The organism is Stenotrophomonas sp. 93052_Sma (assembly GCF_056481145.1).
In genome coordinates this window covers 1,299,026-1,312,913 of the sequence record NZ_CM151134.1, presented here as the reverse complement: position 1 = coordinate 1,312,913, position 13,888 = coordinate 1,299,026, and the positions used below count along the sequence as shown (strand labels likewise).

Below are 13,888 nucleotides of genomic sequence, written 5' to 3'. Positions count from 1 at the left end.
GCCCCAGGAGGATCATGAGATTGCCGGCCAGCGGCCGGCACTACCAATGATGGACTGGCCTGCAACGGTATAATCGGGGCCTCTTCATTGCTGTGGCCGCCCCCTTGAACGACACGCCCGAACCCGTCGTCTCCGAGCTGATCGACCTGCTCACCCTGGAGCGGCTGGAGGACAACCTGTTCCGCGGGCAGAGCCGCGACATCGGCACCAAGTACGTGTTCGGCGGCCAGGTGCTGGGCCAGGCGCTGGCTGCGGCGCAGGCCACGGTCGACAACGGGCGCCACGTGCACTCGCTGCACGCCTACTTCCTGCGCGCCGGCAACATCGACCACCCCATCGTCTACGACGTGGACCGTACCCGCGACGGCGGCAGTTTCTCGGTGCGCCGGGTTACCGCAATCCAGCACGGCAAGGTGATCTTCTTCTGTGCTGCCTCGTTCCAGCAGGCCGAAACCGGCGCCGAGCACCAGCACAAGATGCCCGAAGTGCCGCAGCCGGAAGACATCGAACCGAACCGCCCGCTGCCGGCCGAAGTGCTGGAGCGGCTGCCGATCAAGGTGCAGCGCTGGCTGTCGCGCGGTGGCCCGTTCGAGTTCCGCCACGTCTACCCGCGCGATGAACTCAATCCGCCCAAGCGCCCCCCGTACCACCAGGTGTGGCTGCGCCTGAGCGAGCCGGTCGGCGATGCCCCGGAGCTGCACCAGGCGCTGCTGGCCTACGCCTCCGACTTCCACCTGCTGGGCACGGCGACGTTCCCGCATGGCATCAGCTACTACCACCCGCACGTGCAGATGGCCTCGCTCGACCACGCGATCTGGTTCCACCGCCCGTTCCGTGCCGACGACTGGCTGCTGTACTCGCTGGACAGCCCCAGCGCGCAGGATTCGCGCGGCCTGGCCCGCGGCCAGTTCTTCACCCGCAATGGCGTGCTGGTGGCCAGCACCGCGCAGGAAGGCCTGATCCGCGTCGTTCCCGACCAGGCAGCAGCGGCCGCCGTGCCGGCCAAGGATTGATCCGATGCGCCAGATCTTCAGCAGCCAGCGCGTGGAAACCGTCGAAGGCGTCGCCGAGCTCCTGCGCGAGCATGGCATCGACGTCAAGGTGACCAATGGGCGCTCGTACAAGACCCGTCGCCGCGGCCAGTTCAGCTATACCGACCTGGGCAACGCCAACGCCTACCCAGCGGTGTGGATCGTGCGCGCCGACGACCAGCCGCGCGCGCGTGAAATCCTGCGCGAGGCGCGGCTGCTCGACACCACCCGCCGCGACCATCCGACCGCCGAATTCGCCTTCCGCGACACCGCAGAGACGACCGGCGGCGGCCGTGGCTGGACCTGGCGCATCCGCATCGCCCTGCTGGTGGTGATCGCCGGCGTGGCGCTGGTGATCGGCCTGCGCCATCGCGGCGCCCCGGCGCCGGTCGCACCGGCCCCTGCCCCGCAGACCCAGCCGCAGCAGGCGCAACCGGCTCCGCAGGCCGCACCGGAAGAGGAAGAAATCCGGGTTCGCATCCAGCCCTCGAAGTGACGCACGGGTAGTGCCGGCCGCTGGCCGGCAGCCGAAAAAGGGGACGGAGGGGGATTAAGTCGTTTGTGGCACAAACGACTTAATCCCCTCCGTCCCCTTTATTGTCATGAGGTTGCCGGCCAGCGGCCGGCACTACCGTGCAGAAGGCCGGTCACATTCGGCGCGCGGCTCCGTCTTGGGACACAATCCCAGCAGGAGAGCCGCCGCCATGACGACGTTCGCCGCATCGATCGACCAGACCCTGGAACGCGAACTGCCTGCCGCCGCCAGCGGTTGCCAGCACGCCTATGGCCGCATCGTGCTGGCCTGCCAGAACACGGTTACCGCCATCGCACTGGCCATCACCCGCGATCGTCAGGCCAGCGAGGACATCGCCCAGGAGGCCTTCGTGAAGGGCTGGCAGCAGCTGCACCAGCTGCGCAGTTCGACCAGCTTCCTGCCCTGGCTGCGGCAGATCACCCGCAACCTGGCCCGCGACTGGCTGCGCGCACAGCGCGGCCGGCCTCTGACCGGCGAGGCCGCCGAGGTGGCGATGGGCATGGCGGCCGACCCGGCCCCGGGCGCGGCCGACCGGCTGCAACGGGTGGAAGAAGAGATCGCCGCCGAGGACATCATTTCCGCGTTGCCGGCCGACAGCCGCGAAGTACTGTTGCTGTACTACCGCGAAGGCCAGCGCTCGCAGCAGGTGGCCGACCTGCTTGGGCTCAGTGACGCCGCCGTACGCAAGCGCCTGTCGCGTGCCCGCGCTCTGGTGCGCGACGGCCTGCTGCAACGCTTCGGCGAGTTCGCGCGCAGCAGCGCACCCAGTGCCGCGTTCGCTACGGCGGTGGTTTCGATGGTACTGGTGGCTGCGCCCGGCACGGCCAGTGCTGCGGTGCTGCTCGGCACCGGTGTCGGCATCGGCGGCAGCAAGCTTGGCCTTGGCGGCGCCAGCGCTGCGGGCGGCACCGCGATGGGCTCGCTGACTGCCACGCTGGGCCAGCTGCACGTGCTGCCGGCCGAAAGCTGGGGGGCGGTGATCGGCGGCGTGGTCGGTGGTGCGATCGGCAGCTATCTCGGCGGCCGCTTCCTGATGTCGTACACCGAAACGGCGTCCGAGCGCCGCGACGTGCGCCGGTTCCTCTATCTCAACATCATCACCGGCATGTTCTGGTGCCTGGCGATCCTGCTGGCTGTGATGCTGCAGGCGCCGGTCTGGGCGCAGCTGACGGTGCTGGCGGTAGGCCTGGGCGTGGTCAACTACCAGTGCCTGGTGCCGCTGCAGCGGGTGATGGCACCGATGATCGCGCGATTCGGCCCGCCGCGGACGCACCGGCATCAACTGGAAGTTCGAATCGATGTACGGCCGCACCGGCATCATCGCAATGAACCTGATGGTCATCGCGCTTGTGGTGTACTCACTGATACGCAGCGGCCGCCTGTAACGGACAACGCCGGCAGTGCGCCGGCGTTGTCGTCATTCACTGCGTTGAACCTCAGCGCTGCGGCTTCGGCGCCGCGCCATCGCGCGGACCGCCGTGGCGCGGGCCACCGTGCATCGGGCCCTTGGCGGCATCGAACTCGGCCTTGCTCAGCTGGCCATCCTTGTTGGTGTCGGCGGCAGCGAACCAGGCATCACGACGCTGCTTCATGCGCAGCTCGCGGTCGGCCTTGTCCAGGTAACCGTCCTTGTTGAGGTCGAGCTCGTCGAAGCGCGCGGCCAGGCGCGGATCGGCCTTGGCTTCCTCGCGGCTGATGCGGCCATCCTTGTTGACGTCCAGCTTGGCCCAGCGCTCACCGCCGTGGCCACCACGGCGACCGTGCTGCCAGCGTGGCAGCTCATCGCGCGAGAGCTTGCCGTCCTTGTTCTTGTCCAGCTCGTCGAACTTCGCGGCCAGGCGCGGGTTGGCAGCGGCCTCGCTGCGGTCGATCACGCCGTCGCCGTTGGTGTCCAGCTTGGCCGGGCGCTGCGCCGGCGTGGTCGGGGTGTCGGCGGCCAGCGCGATACCGGAAGCGGAAGTGCCGAGCAGCAGGGCCAGCAGCAGGGGGGTACGGATCATGAGGTCACTCCTGGGGATGGGAACAGCGTCGGGGTGATCACTTCACCCTCGGGGGACAACAACGCCCGGGCGCGTCATCGGTTGACGCCGCTGCCGGTTCCATTCATCCGGCGGACAGTCGCCGCCACTGCGACAGCCTGGGGCTATGCTGTGCCCATGGCGATACACGGCGACAGAGACGACGAACTGCGGCTTTTCCAGACCGGCGAGCACCCCTGCGGGTACTGGTCGGACCGGGTGGCGCGCGACCTGGTGCTGGACCCGCACGATCGCCGCCTTGGCGGCCTGTACCCGCTGGCACTGAGTTGGGGCTTCCGCCGCAGCGGCGACCTGGTCTACCGGCCGCATTGCGCGCACTGCCAGGCCTGCGTAGCGGTGCGCATCCCAGTGGCGCGCTTCGCCCCGGACCGCAGCCAGCGCCGCTGTGCCGCCCGCAATGAAGACCTGGAAGTACGCATCACCGCGGCCAGCGCCCGCGATGACCTGTTCGCGCTGTATCACCGCTACCTCACCCATCGCCACGCCAATGGCGGCATGGATGACCACGGCCCACACGAGTTCGAGCAGTTCCTGATCGGCAGCTGGTCACACACCCGCTTCATGGAGATGCGCCTGCCCGGCCACGACGGCCAGCCCAGCCAGCTGCTGGGTGTGGCGGTGACCGACGTCACCGAGCATGGCCTGTCGGCGGTCTACACCTTCTTCGACCCGGACCATGCCGCGCGTGGGCTGGGCACCTTCGCGATCCTGCAGCAGATTGAATGGGCCCGCCGCGAGGCCCTGCCGCACGTATACCTGGGCTACTGGATCCGCGGGCATCAGAAGATGGACTACAAACGGCGCTATCGACCGCTGGAAGCCTATGACGGCCGCCGCTGGCACGATTTCGACGACGAACTGGACGGACGCTGACAAACCACTGACACCGGGCCGGGTGCACAATACGGCGCATGAACCTCCGACCCCAGACCCTCGCCCTGGCCCTGCTCTGCGGCGCCACCGCCCCCGCCTTCGCCACGTCCCCTGCGATGACCGAAAAGCCGTCCGCTGCGCTGCGCCTGGCCACCTACAACACCTCGCTGTACTCCGACGACGCCGGTGGCCTGATCAAGGAACTGGAAGGCGACAGCGAGCACGCGCGCAAGATCGCCGCGGTGCTGCAGCAGGTGCGCCCGGACCTGGTACTGCTGAATGAGTTCGACTTCGACGACGCCCATCGCGCCGCCGACCTGTTCCAGAAGCGCTACCTGGAAGTGGCCCAGCCCGGCGGCGGCAAGCCGCTGCACTTTGCCTACCGTTACCTGGCACCGGTCAATACCGGCGTGCCCAGCGGGCTGGACCTGGACAACAACGGCGTGGTCGGTGGCGAAGGCCGCAGCCGTGGCAATGACGCGTGGGGCTACGGCCTGCACCCGGGCCAGTACGGCATGCTGGTGCTGTCGCGCTATCCGATCGACGAAGCCAAGGTGCGCAGCTTCCAGCTGTTGAAGTGGAGCGCGATGCCCGGCGCGATCCGCCCGGTCGATCCACGTACCGGCCAGAGCTTCTACAACGACCACGTGTGGTCGCAGCTGCGCCTGTCGTCGAAGTCGCATTGGGACCTGCCGGTGAAGACCCCGGCCGGCGTGGTGCATGCGCTGGTCTCGCACCCGACCCCGCCGGTGTTCGACGGTCCGGAGAAGCGCAACGCAGCGCGCAATCACGACGAACTGCGCCTGTGGCAGGAATACCTGTCCAAGGGTGACAAGCCGTGGCTGTGCGACGACAAGGGCCAGTGCGGCGGCCTGGCGCAGGACGCGCGCTTCGTGATCCTTGGCGACCTCAACAACGACCCGATCGATGGTGATGGCCGCCATGAGGCGATCGTCGAACTGATCGAGAACGCCCGCGTGTTGCGCTACCCCACCCCGCGCAGCGTTGGTGGCGAGCAGACCAGCCTGGCCTATGCGGCCAAGGGCATCGAGCGCAAGGGCGCACCGTTCCATGCCACCGGCGATTTCGGCCCGAAGTCCGGCACCATGCGCCTGGACTACGTGCTGCCCTCGACCGGTTTCGAGTACATCGGCAGCGGCGTGTTCTGGCCGGCCAATGAAAGCCCGGAAGCGAAGATCGCCGATGGCAGCGACCACCACCTGGTGTGGGTGGATGTGAAATAACAAAAAGGGGACGGAGGGGATTAAGTCGTTTGTGCCACAAACGACTTAATCCCCTCCGTCCCCTTTTTGCTTTACGGGCGCAGTTCGACGCCGATGGCGTCGGTGGCATCACGCGCGATGGCGCGCTTCGTCGATGGTTTCCGCGCGCCAGGGTCACGCCCACGCGGCGATGGCCGTGCACGCTCGGCTTGCCGAACAGGCGCACGGCGGTGTCCGGCACCTGCAGGGCGGCGGCGACGTTGTTGAAGTACGGCACGCCCTCGCCATGCGCCAGCAGCGCGCACGAGGCCGACGGGCCGCTCTGGCGGATCACCGGGATCGGCAGGCCGAGGATGGGCGCGCGTGCAGCGCGAACTCGCTCAGTTCCTGCGAAACAAGCGTCACCAGGCCGGTGTCGTGCGGGCGCGGCGACACTTCGCTGAACCACACCTCGTCGCCCTTCACGAACAGCTCGACGCCGAACAGGCCCCAGCCACCGAGGTCATCGGTGATCGCACGCGAGATCTCTTCGGCACGCGCCAGTGCCGCGCTCGACATCGGCTGCGGCTGCCAGCTTTCGCGGTAATCACCGTCCTTCTGCAGATGCCCGATCGGCGCGCAGAACGAGGTGCCGCCGGCATGGCGCACGGTCAACAGGGTGATCTCGTAGTCGAAATCGATGAAGCCTTCGACGATGCAGCGACCGGCACCGGCGCGGCCCCCGGTCTGCGCGTAGTCCCAGGCTGGGGCGATGTCCGCCTCGCTGCGCAGGGTGCTCTGGCCCTTGCCCGAGGATGACATCACCGGCTTGACCACGCAGGGCAGGCCGATGGCGGCCACAGCGGCGCGGTACTCGGCTTCGGTATCGACGAAGCGGTAGGGCGAGGTCGGCAGGCCCAGGGTTTCGGCGGCCAGGCGGCGGATGCCCTCGCGGTCCATGGTCAGGCGGGCGGCGCGCGCGGTCGGGATCACCCGCAGGCCCTGCTCCTGCTCCAGCTGGACCAGGGTCTCGGTATGGATGGCCTCGATCTCCGGCACCACCAGGTGCGGCTGCTCCCGGGCGATCAGCGCGCGCAGCGCCATCGCATCGAGCATGTCTATCACGTGCGAGCGGTGCGCGACCTGCATGGCCGGGGCATCGGCATAGCGGTCGGCGGCGATCACTTCCACGCCCAGCCGCTGCAGCTCGATGGCCACCTCCTTGCCGAGTTCGCCCGAGCCGAGCAGCAGCACGCGGGTGGCGGAGGGGGACAACGGAGTTCCAAGCTTGGCCATGGCGGTTCCAGCAGCGATGTGAAGGCGGGTGGGCATTCTAGCTGGCCGGGCACCCCGGCCATGGCATCCGACGAACGGCAGTCGACAAGTGATATCACTTTGATATCTTCATTCCGAACCCTCAAGGACGTACCGCCATGAAAGAGAAGTCGCTGTCTTCGCTCAACGGCCTCGGCACGCTGGCCGGCGCCCTGCTTGTCGCCCTCGCCGGCGGCGCCCTGTTCGTACTGGGGGTAGCAGCCAAGGCCAGCACCGGCTCGCCCAACCTGCTGCTGATGTTGGCAGGCATCCTGATGGCGGCGCTGGCGATCTTCGCCCTGGCCGGCCTGTACACGGTCCAGCCCAACCAGGCGGCGGTGCTGAGCCTGTTCGGCAAATACATGGGCACCGTGAAGGACAACGGCCTGCGCTGGAACAACCCCTTCTATGCCAAGCGCCGGGTCAGCCAGCGCGTGCGCAACTTCGAGAGCGGCAAGCTGAAGGTCAACGAGCTGGACGGCAGCCCGATCGAGATCGCGGCGGTCATCGTCTGGCAGGTGGTCGATGCCTCCGAGGCGGTCTACAACGTGGACGACTACGAGAGCTTCGTGCACATCCAGTCCGAATCGGCGCTGCGCGCGATGGCCACCAGCTACCCCTACGACCAGCATGAGGATGGCCAGCTGGCCCTGCGCAGTCATGCCAGCGAGATTTCCCAGCACCTGAAGAACGAACTGGCCGAGCGCCTGGCCGACGCCGGCGTGCAGGTGATCGATGCGCGCATCAGCCACCTCGCCTACGCCGCTGAAATCGCCCAGGCGATGCTGCAGCGGCAGCAGGCCAACGCGGTGATCGCCGCACGCACGCGCATCGTTGCCGGTGCGGTCGGCATGGTCGAGATGGCCCTGGCCGAACTGCAGAAGAACGGCGTGGTGCAGCTGGACGAGGAACGCAAGGCGCACATGGTCAGCAACCTGCTGACCGTGCTGTGCTCGGACCGCGGCACCCAGCCGATCGTCAATGCAGGCTCGCTGTATTGAGCCACACTCGCAACGGGGCGCCCCACCGCCCCGCCAGGAGCCCCCATGAGTGAGAAGAAAGCCTACCCGCTGCGCATCAACGCCGACGTCCTGGCTGCGGCGCAGCGCTGGGCTGATGACGAGCTGCGCAGCCTCAACGCGCAGATCGAGTACGTGCTGCGCGACGCCCTGCGCAAGGCAGGACGCCTGCCCAAACCCACGCCATCGTCGGAGGACAAGGAATGAGCAAGCGCTGGAGCTACCAGACCATCGAGGTCAAGACCTCCATGATGGGCGTACTCAAGGCCGAGGATGTCCAGGCCGAGCTGAGCCGGCAGGGCCAGCTGGGCTGGGAGCTGGTCAACATCATCATCCCGGCGCCGATGCGCCCGGCGATGCTGGTGTTCAAGAAGGAGGCCTGAACCATGGGCGGCAGTGACCCGAAACCCTTTGACGTGGTCGAGAGTTCGCCGCTGCGCGTGCTGTGGATCGTGCTGCCGCTGCTGGCTGCCTTCGTGGCCTGCCTGTATGCGCAGCTGTACAAGGCACCGGCGAACGCACCCTGGATCGAAGTTACGCTGTCGCCGCCCTGGTTCCGGATGGGCGGCAGTGCGGCATGGAGCCTGATCGTCATCGCTGTACTCGCTGTCGGGCTGGGGGCCGCATTCTTCCGCCGCCGGGTGGAACTGGCCGGCGATGTGCTGGACGTGCGCTCGACGATGTATCGGCGGCGGGTGCCGGTGGCGCAGTTGCGGCTGGACCAGGCCGAGGTGGTCGACCTGCAGCGTGACCGCCGCTATGGCATCCGTGTCAAAACCAATGGCTATTCAATGCCTGGCTTCTACTCGGGCCACTTCCGCCTGCAGGGAGGCGGCAAGGGCTTCGCCCTGGTCACCGACCGTGCGCGTGTCCTCGCCCTGCCGGTCAGTGATGGCAGCACGCTGCTGCTCAGCGTGGACCGGCCGCAGGCGCTGCTCGATGCGCTGCGCAAGGTGGCCGTGTCGGCACCACGGCAGTAAGCTGAGGCGATGCAACGACGCCCGCCCCTGCTGATCAATACCGAGGCCATCGAGCTGTGGCCCGCCCACCTGTTGCGCGCACGCAGCAACCTGGATGCACGCCTGCTGTCGCAGGCGCAGTGGGTGCTGCGGCGCAAGCGTGATGGCCGCTATCTGGCGGCGGTACTGCCGCACGGCGTGCATTCGATGGTGCCGCGCCTGCCGCGCGAGCCCGGGGTCGAGGATGCACTAGCGCTGCTGGACACCGCGGCTGCACGGCCCTTCGGCGCCGGACTGGAAGATCAGTGGCTGCCGCTGGCCGGGTTGCAGCAGCGCCTGCAGCAGCTTGGCCTGGACCCGCAGCGCTACGCCGACGACAGCGGCCTGCCGCTGGAACGCGAACCCTGCCTGCTGCATTTTGCCGGCCGCGATCGCTTCGCCCGCCCGCTATGGCTGCGCCGAGGCGCCGCACAGGGCTGGCGGCGGATGCGACTGCACGCAGCACAGGATGGCATTGCGCTGGACGCCATCTCCGGCTTCCGCAGCCATGCCTACCAGTTGGGCATCTTCGAACGGAAGCTGGCGCGCGGCTTGAGCGTGGCAGAGATCCTGAAGGTGAATGCCGCACCGGGTTTCAGTGAACACCACAGCGGCCATGCGCTGGACATCGGTACACCGGGCGACGCCCCGGCCGAAGAATCGTTCGAAGCCACCGACGCGTTTGCGTGGCTGCAGGCGAATGCCGGTGGGCATGGCTTCCAGCTGAGCTACCCGCGCGACAACCCGCATGGGATCGTCTACGAACCTTGGCACTGGTGCTGGAGACCGGCCAACGGCTGAGCCCCTCGTGGCGGCTGCACGGCGAAATTCATGGAGCTGTCCGGGCGGATTCCGCGTGTGCCCGCCACGAAATGGGACAAGAAGGCAAAGGCAAAGCTCGAAGCCCCTGTAACGGATCAGCGCGCAGCTGTTGGGTCCGCCTTCAAGCGAGCCGAGCACCGCAGGTCCGACGAGGGCGAAGAGGTGCGGGTGTCTGAGCGCAGCGAGTTCCCGCACCGTCCCTCGACGGGCCGAGGAGCACAGGGGACCGGTGCGCAGCACCGGCTCGCGGCCGGCGGCGCGTTTCTTTTGGTTACTTTTCTTTTCGCGCGAAAAGAAAAGTAACGCCCATGAACCCTTAGGATCGCATCGGCATGGATCGAAGCGACAGCCCTGCGACCGTCACCGCCTCAACGCATTGATCGCCAGCAACACCCATCCGGCCATCATGCTGCTGCCACCGATCGGTGCCATCCGTGTCGGCCACTGCCACAACGCACCGCCCACCAGGCTGCCGGAAAACAGCAGCACGCCCAGCAGCAGCACGTACAACGCCAGGTGCGCGATCGCGCCCTGCGCGCGGCCCGAGCGCCACCAGTACCGCGCCATGCGCGAACGCATAGAGCGCCGCCATGTTCAGATGCTGCTGCGCCAGCGGGTCGGCCACACCGTGCGAGGCATAGGCCGACAGGCCGATAGAGGCGGCGGCCAGCAGCGCCCCCAGGCAGGCCAGCAGTGATGGCTTACGTGCGCGACGTTCGAGATTGAACATGTGGGCTCCTTGCGCAGCGCCCTTGCCGGGCGCCAGATGAAAAAAAACGCGCCGCAATGAGCGGCGCGTTTTCGTGTCCAACACTACATGGGTCAGCCGAGGCTTACTTGACGGCCCAGTAGATGTCGTAGGTCGCTTCCGGGGTGAACGACTTGTCCAGACCGTCCTTCCAGGTTTCGTACGGGCGATCGACCACTTCCGAACCGTTGGTCACAGCCCAGGCACGCAGGCCGTTGCGGGCCACGTCCAGACCCGCCATGTGGCCGGTGTAGGCGGCATGCGCCGAACGGTGCGGGGCCACGTGCACGTACTTGACCGGAGCGCCGCCGTCGATCTTGACGGTCAGCTCTTCAGCGGTGGCACCTTCAGCACCCTTCTTCTTCACCGGCTGGGCGATGTCGAAGGCGTACTTCTCCTGACCGAAATCGGTGGTGATGATGCGGAACGGACCGGCGGCTTCAAGGCCGTTGGCCTCCATCACGCGCTTGATCCACTCCTGGTTGTCCTTGATGGACTTGGTGATCGTGTCCTGACCGCGGTCCACGTTACCGGCGTTGACGACCAGCAGGTCTTCAGCCGGCACATTGACGATGGCCAGATCGGTCAGCGGGGCTTCCGGGGTGCGGTAGTCCACGTTCGGGACGCTGGCCAGCATGTTGGCCATACGCGACAGACCCATCTTGATGTCGTCGCCGATCTGGCGGCTGACATACAGGCCGGCATAACGGCCGAACAGGTCGAAGCCGTACTTCACCGAGTAGTCCTGGGTGATCTTGACGTTGCGGCCACCCTTGCCGGTCGGCTCCAGCGTGAAGGTGGTGATCTTGTCGTGACCCTTGGTGGCGTCATCGATGGCGATCGCAACACGCTTGTTCTCTTCGGCTTCGGTGATCTTCCAGGAACCGGTGCCCAGGTCCTTGGAGGTGAAGTCGAGGGTGGCACCGACGCCGGAGGCCGGGCCGGACAGCTTCAGTTCAACGGCGGGATCGCGCAGTACCAGCGGGTTCCAGTCCTTGAAGCGGCGCAGGCTGCTGACCGTGTCGTACACGATCGTCATCTTGCGGTTGGTCTCGATGCTTTCGGTGATGTGACGCTCGCCCGGCAGACATACGCCAATGATGACGAACAGGCCAGCCACGATCCCCAAGGCGATCAGGAACTCGATAATACGGGTCATTCAGAGAGTCTCCGGGGCCGATCCCACGGCCGGGTTGATTGAAGCGAAGCGCCAATCCTAGCAGGCTTCGCGGGCATTGTTTATCGGGATTGGCGCACCGGTTTCCCTGCCGGCTGCGTATTTGTATGGACAAAGAATTCGAAGGGTACCGCATACCGATACCCGTGAAGTAGGGGGCAACCCCACCCGAGGGCCATGACTGGACCTCAAGTCATTGTCCTGAAAAGGTTTTCCTCAGACCAGCTGGAGTTCGAACGCCTTCAGTACGGCGCGCGTACGGTCGCGCACGCCCAGCTTGGACAGGATGTTGGACACATGGTTCTTGATGGTGCCTTCGGCCACACCCAGCGAGTTGGCGATCTCCTTGTTGGAGAAGCCACTGGCCATCAGGCGCAGGATCTCGGTCTCGCGATCGGTCAACGGGTCCGGGCGGTCCAGGCTGACGAACTCGTTGCGCATGTGCTCCAGGCCGGACAGCAGGCGCTGGGTCACGGCCGGCTGCACCAGCGAACCGCCGTCGGCCACGGTGCGGATGGCACCGACCAGCTGCGCCAGGGTCACGTCCTTGAGCAGGTAGCCCTTGGCTCCGGCCTTGAGCCCGGCCAGCACCAGCTGGTCGTCATCGAAGGTGGTGAGGATGATGGTCGGTGGCAGCTGCTCCTGGCGCGACAGCACCTGCAGCGCCTCCAGCCCGGACATCACCGGCATGCGCATGTCCATCAGCACCACGTCGGGGCGCACCTGCGGGATCAGTTCGACCGCCTGCCGGCCATCGCCGGCCTCGGCCACCACCTCGATACCGTCGTCGAGCGCCAGCAGGGAGCGGATTCCCTGCCGCACCAGGGTTTGGTCGTCGACCAGGCAGACGCGAATCATCAACGCACTCCTTCAGGAACCTTGGTAAGGGCGGCCACCAGCACCGTTGCCGGCACCGTCGCCCGCAGCCGGAAGCCTTCACCGGGACGGGTTTCGACCTGCAGCTGGCCACCACATTGTTGCAGGCGCTCGCGCATGCCGCGCAAGCCATTGCCGACATTGACCATATCCGCGCCGACGCCGTCGTCGCGGGCCTCCACCACCACCCGGTCGGGGGCTTCACGGTACACCTTGATCCACAGGTGGCGGGCGCCGGCATGGCGCACCGCGTTGGTGATGATCTCCTGGGTACAGCGCAGCAGCACGTGGGCCCGCTGCGGGTCCTCCACGTTCAGCGGATCCTCGATCTCCAGCTGGATGTCCAGCGAGGGCACGTTCTCGGTCAGCGGGCGCAGCGCCGCCGCCAGATCGATGGCGCCGGTCTCGCGCAGCTGGCTGACCACCTCACGCACGTTGCCCAGCAGCAGCTTGGCCAAGGCATGCGAGCGCTTTACATGGTCCAGCGCCTGGCCCTCGGCCAGGTGACCGGCCACTTCGAGGTTCAGGGTCAGTGCGGTCAGCTGATGCCCCAGAAGATCGTGCAGCTCACGCGAAATGCGGGTTCGCTCGTTGACGCGAGCGCTTTCGGCCAGCAGGGCACGAGTGGCACGCAGCTCCGAATTGAGCCTGCGCTGCTCGTCGCGGGCCTGGGTCTGCTGTCTCGCGACAAGGCTGGTCACGAAGATGAACATGGAAAAGCCGCCATACAGCAGCGATTGCATCACGGCTTCGAACAGCGGGAAGTTCAGCAGTATGTAATAGACCGGGGCCACCGCCAGCTGGCTGACCAGCAGCCACAGCACGCACAGACGCGCCGACAGCATCCACGGAATGACGCCGGCAGCCACCATCATCAGGATGCTGCCCAGGCCCGAACCACTGAGGAAACTGACGCCCAGCGCCGAAACCGTCAGCAGCAGCAGCAGGCCGCGGTCCAGCCAGGTGGTGTGACTATCGCTGTCACTGCGCAGGAGGCGGGTCAGCCAGTAGTACGCGGCGCCGAAGGACAGGTAGGCGACGAACAACAGGATCGCCCAGCTGCCCATATCGCTGCGGCTGTGCAGGTTCTCGAATTGCGAGTACGCCAGTGGCAGGCCGACCATGACCCAGGTAAACAGGCCGGCCAGACGGAGGACGCGGGTATGGCTGAGGACTCCCAACATGCCAGCACTCTACGGGCCCGGCCCGCGTCGCGCACTCCCACGGAAGTCATGCATCCGAGGTCCCCTGTTC

14 protein-coding genes and 3 pseudogenes are annotated in these 13,888 nt (G+C 66.9%); 11 read left to right on the top strand and 6 right to left on the bottom strand.

From position 1 onward, the window contains the following. Positions 1–92: 92 nt before the first annotated feature. The 3 genes and pseudogenes from tesB to ACZK2V_RS06160 all read left to right on the top strand — a co-directional run bounded on the left by tesB (position 93) and on the right by ACZK2V_RS06160 (position 2,951). Entirely contained in the window at positions 93–1,013 is a 921-nt protein-coding gene (gene tesB, locus ACZK2V_RS06170) for an acyl-CoA thioesterase II (protein ID WP_004148214.1), read from the top strand. Between the two features lie 4 nt (positions 1,014–1,017). Next, positions 1,018–1,527: a pathogenicity-like protein gene (locus tag ACZK2V_RS06165; protein WP_486323009.1), complete on the top strand. Its 510-nt coding sequence runs from the start codon at positions 1,018–1,020 to the stop codon at positions 1,525–1,527. Between the two features lie 208 nt (positions 1,528–1,735). Further along, a pseudogene (locus tag ACZK2V_RS06160) lies at positions 1,736–2,951 on the top strand (RNA polymerase sigma factor). A 51-nt stretch (positions 2,952–3,002) separates the two neighbouring features. Here ACZK2V_RS06160 and ACZK2V_RS06155 read toward each other — a convergent pair. Then, positions 3,003–3,566: an EF-hand domain-containing protein gene (locus tag ACZK2V_RS06155; RefSeq protein WP_071227749.1), complete on the bottom strand. Its 564-nt coding sequence runs from the start codon at positions 3,564–3,566 to the stop codon at positions 3,003–3,005. Positions 3,567–3,722: 156 nt separating this feature from the next. Between ACZK2V_RS06155 and ACZK2V_RS06150 the strand changes: the two genes are divergently transcribed. Both ACZK2V_RS06150 and ACZK2V_RS06145 read left to right on the top strand, forming a co-directional pair. Continuing rightward, the gene (locus tag ACZK2V_RS06150; RefSeq protein WP_486323008.1) at positions 3,723–4,478 is read left to right on the top strand and encodes an arginyltransferase; all 756 of its coding nucleotides are present in this window, start codon (positions 3,723–3,725) and stop codon (positions 4,476–4,478) included. 38 nt (positions 4,479–4,516) lie between these two features. Next, a complete protein-coding gene (locus ACZK2V_RS06145; RefSeq protein WP_486323007.1) occupies positions 4,517–5,722 on the top strand; it encodes an endonuclease/exonuclease/phosphatase family protein in 1,206 nt (401 codons plus the stop codon). A 71-nt stretch (positions 5,723–5,793) separates the two neighbouring features. On the opposite strand, the pseudogene purT reads toward ACZK2V_RS06145, so the two are convergent. Continuing rightward, positions 5,794–6,976, bottom strand: a pseudogene (gene purT, locus ACZK2V_RS06140) (formate-dependent phosphoribosylglycinamide formyltransferase). 137 nt (positions 6,977–7,113) lie between these two features. Here purT and ACZK2V_RS06135 point away from each other — a divergent pair. Genes ACZK2V_RS06135 through ACZK2V_RS06110 form a run of 6 tightly spaced genes read left to right on the top strand, consistent with a single transcriptional unit; the run spans position 7,114 to position 10,136 of the window. Next, entirely contained in the window at positions 7,114–7,995 is an 882-nt protein-coding gene (locus ACZK2V_RS06135; RefSeq protein ID WP_164081502.1) for an SPFH domain-containing protein, read from the top strand. Between the two features lie 45 nt (positions 7,996–8,040). Beyond that, complete coding sequence (locus tag ACZK2V_RS06130; protein WP_005415691.1) at positions 8,041–8,220, top strand: type II toxin-antitoxin system antitoxin; 180 nt, start codon at positions 8,041–8,043, stop codon at positions 8,218–8,220. Then, complete coding sequence (locus ACZK2V_RS06125; protein WP_032127598.1) at positions 8,217–8,396, top strand: DUF4177 domain-containing protein; 180 nt, start codon at positions 8,217–8,219, stop codon at positions 8,394–8,396. The genes ACZK2V_RS06130 and ACZK2V_RS06125 overlap by 4 nt, the downstream gene beginning before the upstream one ends. Positions 8,397–8,399: 3 nt before the next feature. Then, positions 8,400–8,993, top strand: coding sequence for a PH domain-containing protein (locus ACZK2V_RS06120; protein ID WP_486323006.1), 594 nt, complete (start codon positions 8,400–8,402; stop codon positions 8,991–8,993). Positions 8,994–9,002: 9 nt separating this feature from the next. Continuing rightward, complete coding sequence (locus tag ACZK2V_RS06115; RefSeq protein ID WP_486323005.1) at positions 9,003–9,812, top strand: M15 family metallopeptidase; 810 nt, start codon at positions 9,003–9,005, stop codon at positions 9,810–9,812. Between the two features lie 30 nt (positions 9,813–9,842). Beyond that, positions 9,843–10,136 carry a hypothetical protein gene (locus ACZK2V_RS06110; protein WP_032127601.1) on the top strand — a complete coding sequence of 98 codons (294 nt, stop codon included), beginning with the start codon at positions 9,843–9,845 and terminating at the stop codon, positions 10,134–10,136. A gap of 57 nt (positions 10,137–10,193) precedes the next feature. Here the strand turns inward: ACZK2V_RS06110 and ACZK2V_RS06105 are convergent. The 4 genes and pseudogenes from ACZK2V_RS06105 to ACZK2V_RS06090 form a co-directional block, all read right to left on the bottom strand. Continuing rightward, positions 10,194–10,563: pseudogene (locus ACZK2V_RS06105) on the bottom strand (DUF423 domain-containing protein). A gap of 103 nt (positions 10,564–10,666) precedes the next feature. Beyond that, the gene (locus tag ACZK2V_RS06100; protein ID WP_032127602.1) at positions 10,667–11,740 is read right to left on the bottom strand and encodes a polyketide cyclase; all 1,074 of its coding nucleotides are present in this window, start codon (positions 11,738–11,740) and stop codon (positions 10,667–10,669) included. A gap of 234 nt (positions 11,741–11,974) precedes the next feature. Then, a complete protein-coding gene (locus ACZK2V_RS06095) occupies positions 11,975–12,616 on the bottom strand; it encodes a response regulator (RefSeq protein WP_006424175.1) in 642 nt (213 codons plus the stop codon). Beyond that, on the bottom strand, positions 12,616–13,818 hold the full coding sequence (locus ACZK2V_RS06090) for a sensor histidine kinase (protein WP_049461775.1): 1,203 nt from the start codon (positions 13,816–13,818) through the stop codon (positions 12,616–12,618). Before ACZK2V_RS06090 ends, ACZK2V_RS06095 begins: the two co-directional genes overlap by 1 nt. Positions 13,819–13,888: the final 70 nt, after the last annotated feature.

What these genes read in the sequence shown, in the direction of transcription:
- ACZK2V_RS06125 (WP_032127598.1), top strand. Translation starts at nt 8,217, where the DNA reads ATGAGCAAGCGCTGGAGCTACCAGACCATCGAGGTCAAGACCTCCATG.
- ACZK2V_RS06165 (WP_486323009.1), top strand. Translation starts at nt 1,018, where the DNA reads ATGCGCCAGATCTTCAGCAGCCAGCGCGTGGAAACCGTCGAAGGCGTC.
- ACZK2V_RS06130 (WP_005415691.1), top strand. Translation starts at nt 8,041, where the DNA reads ATGAGTGAGAAGAAAGCCTACCCGCTGCGCATCAACGCCGACGTCCTG.
- ACZK2V_RS06115 (WP_486323005.1), top strand. Translation starts at nt 9,003, where the DNA reads ATGCAACGACGCCCGCCCCTGCTGATCAATACCGAGGCCATCGAGCTG.
- ACZK2V_RS06155 (WP_071227749.1), bottom strand. Translation starts at nt 3,566, where the DNA reads ATGATCCGTACCCCCCTGCTGCTGGCCCTGCTGCTCGGCACTTCCGCT.
- ACZK2V_RS06120 (WP_486323006.1), top strand. Translation starts at nt 8,400, where the DNA reads ATGGGCGGCAGTGACCCGAAACCCTTTGACGTGGTCGAGAGTTCGCCG.
- ACZK2V_RS06110 (WP_032127601.1), top strand. Translation starts at nt 9,843, where the DNA reads ATGGAGCTGTCCGGGCGGATTCCGCGTGTGCCCGCCACGAAATGGGAC.
- ACZK2V_RS06090 (WP_049461775.1), bottom strand. Translation starts at nt 13,818, where the DNA reads ATGTTGGGAGTCCTCAGCCATACCCGCGTCCTCCGTCTGGCCGGCCTG.
- ACZK2V_RS06100 (WP_032127602.1), bottom strand. Translation starts at nt 11,740, where the DNA reads ATGACCCGTATTATCGAGTTCCTGATCGCCTTGGGGATCGTGGCTGGC.
- ACZK2V_RS06135 (WP_164081502.1), top strand. Translation starts at nt 7,114, where the DNA reads ATGAAAGAGAAGTCGCTGTCTTCGCTCAACGGCCTCGGCACGCTGGCC.
- ACZK2V_RS06095 (WP_006424175.1), bottom strand. Translation starts at nt 12,616, where the DNA reads ATGATTCGCGTCTGCCTGGTCGACGACCAAACCCTGGTGCGGCAGGGA.
- ACZK2V_RS06150 (WP_486323008.1), top strand. Translation starts at nt 3,723, where the DNA reads ATGGCGATACACGGCGACAGAGACGACGAACTGCGGCTTTTCCAGACC.
- ACZK2V_RS06145 (WP_486323007.1), top strand. Translation starts at nt 4,517, where the DNA reads ATGAACCTCCGACCCCAGACCCTCGCCCTGGCCCTGCTCTGCGGCGCC.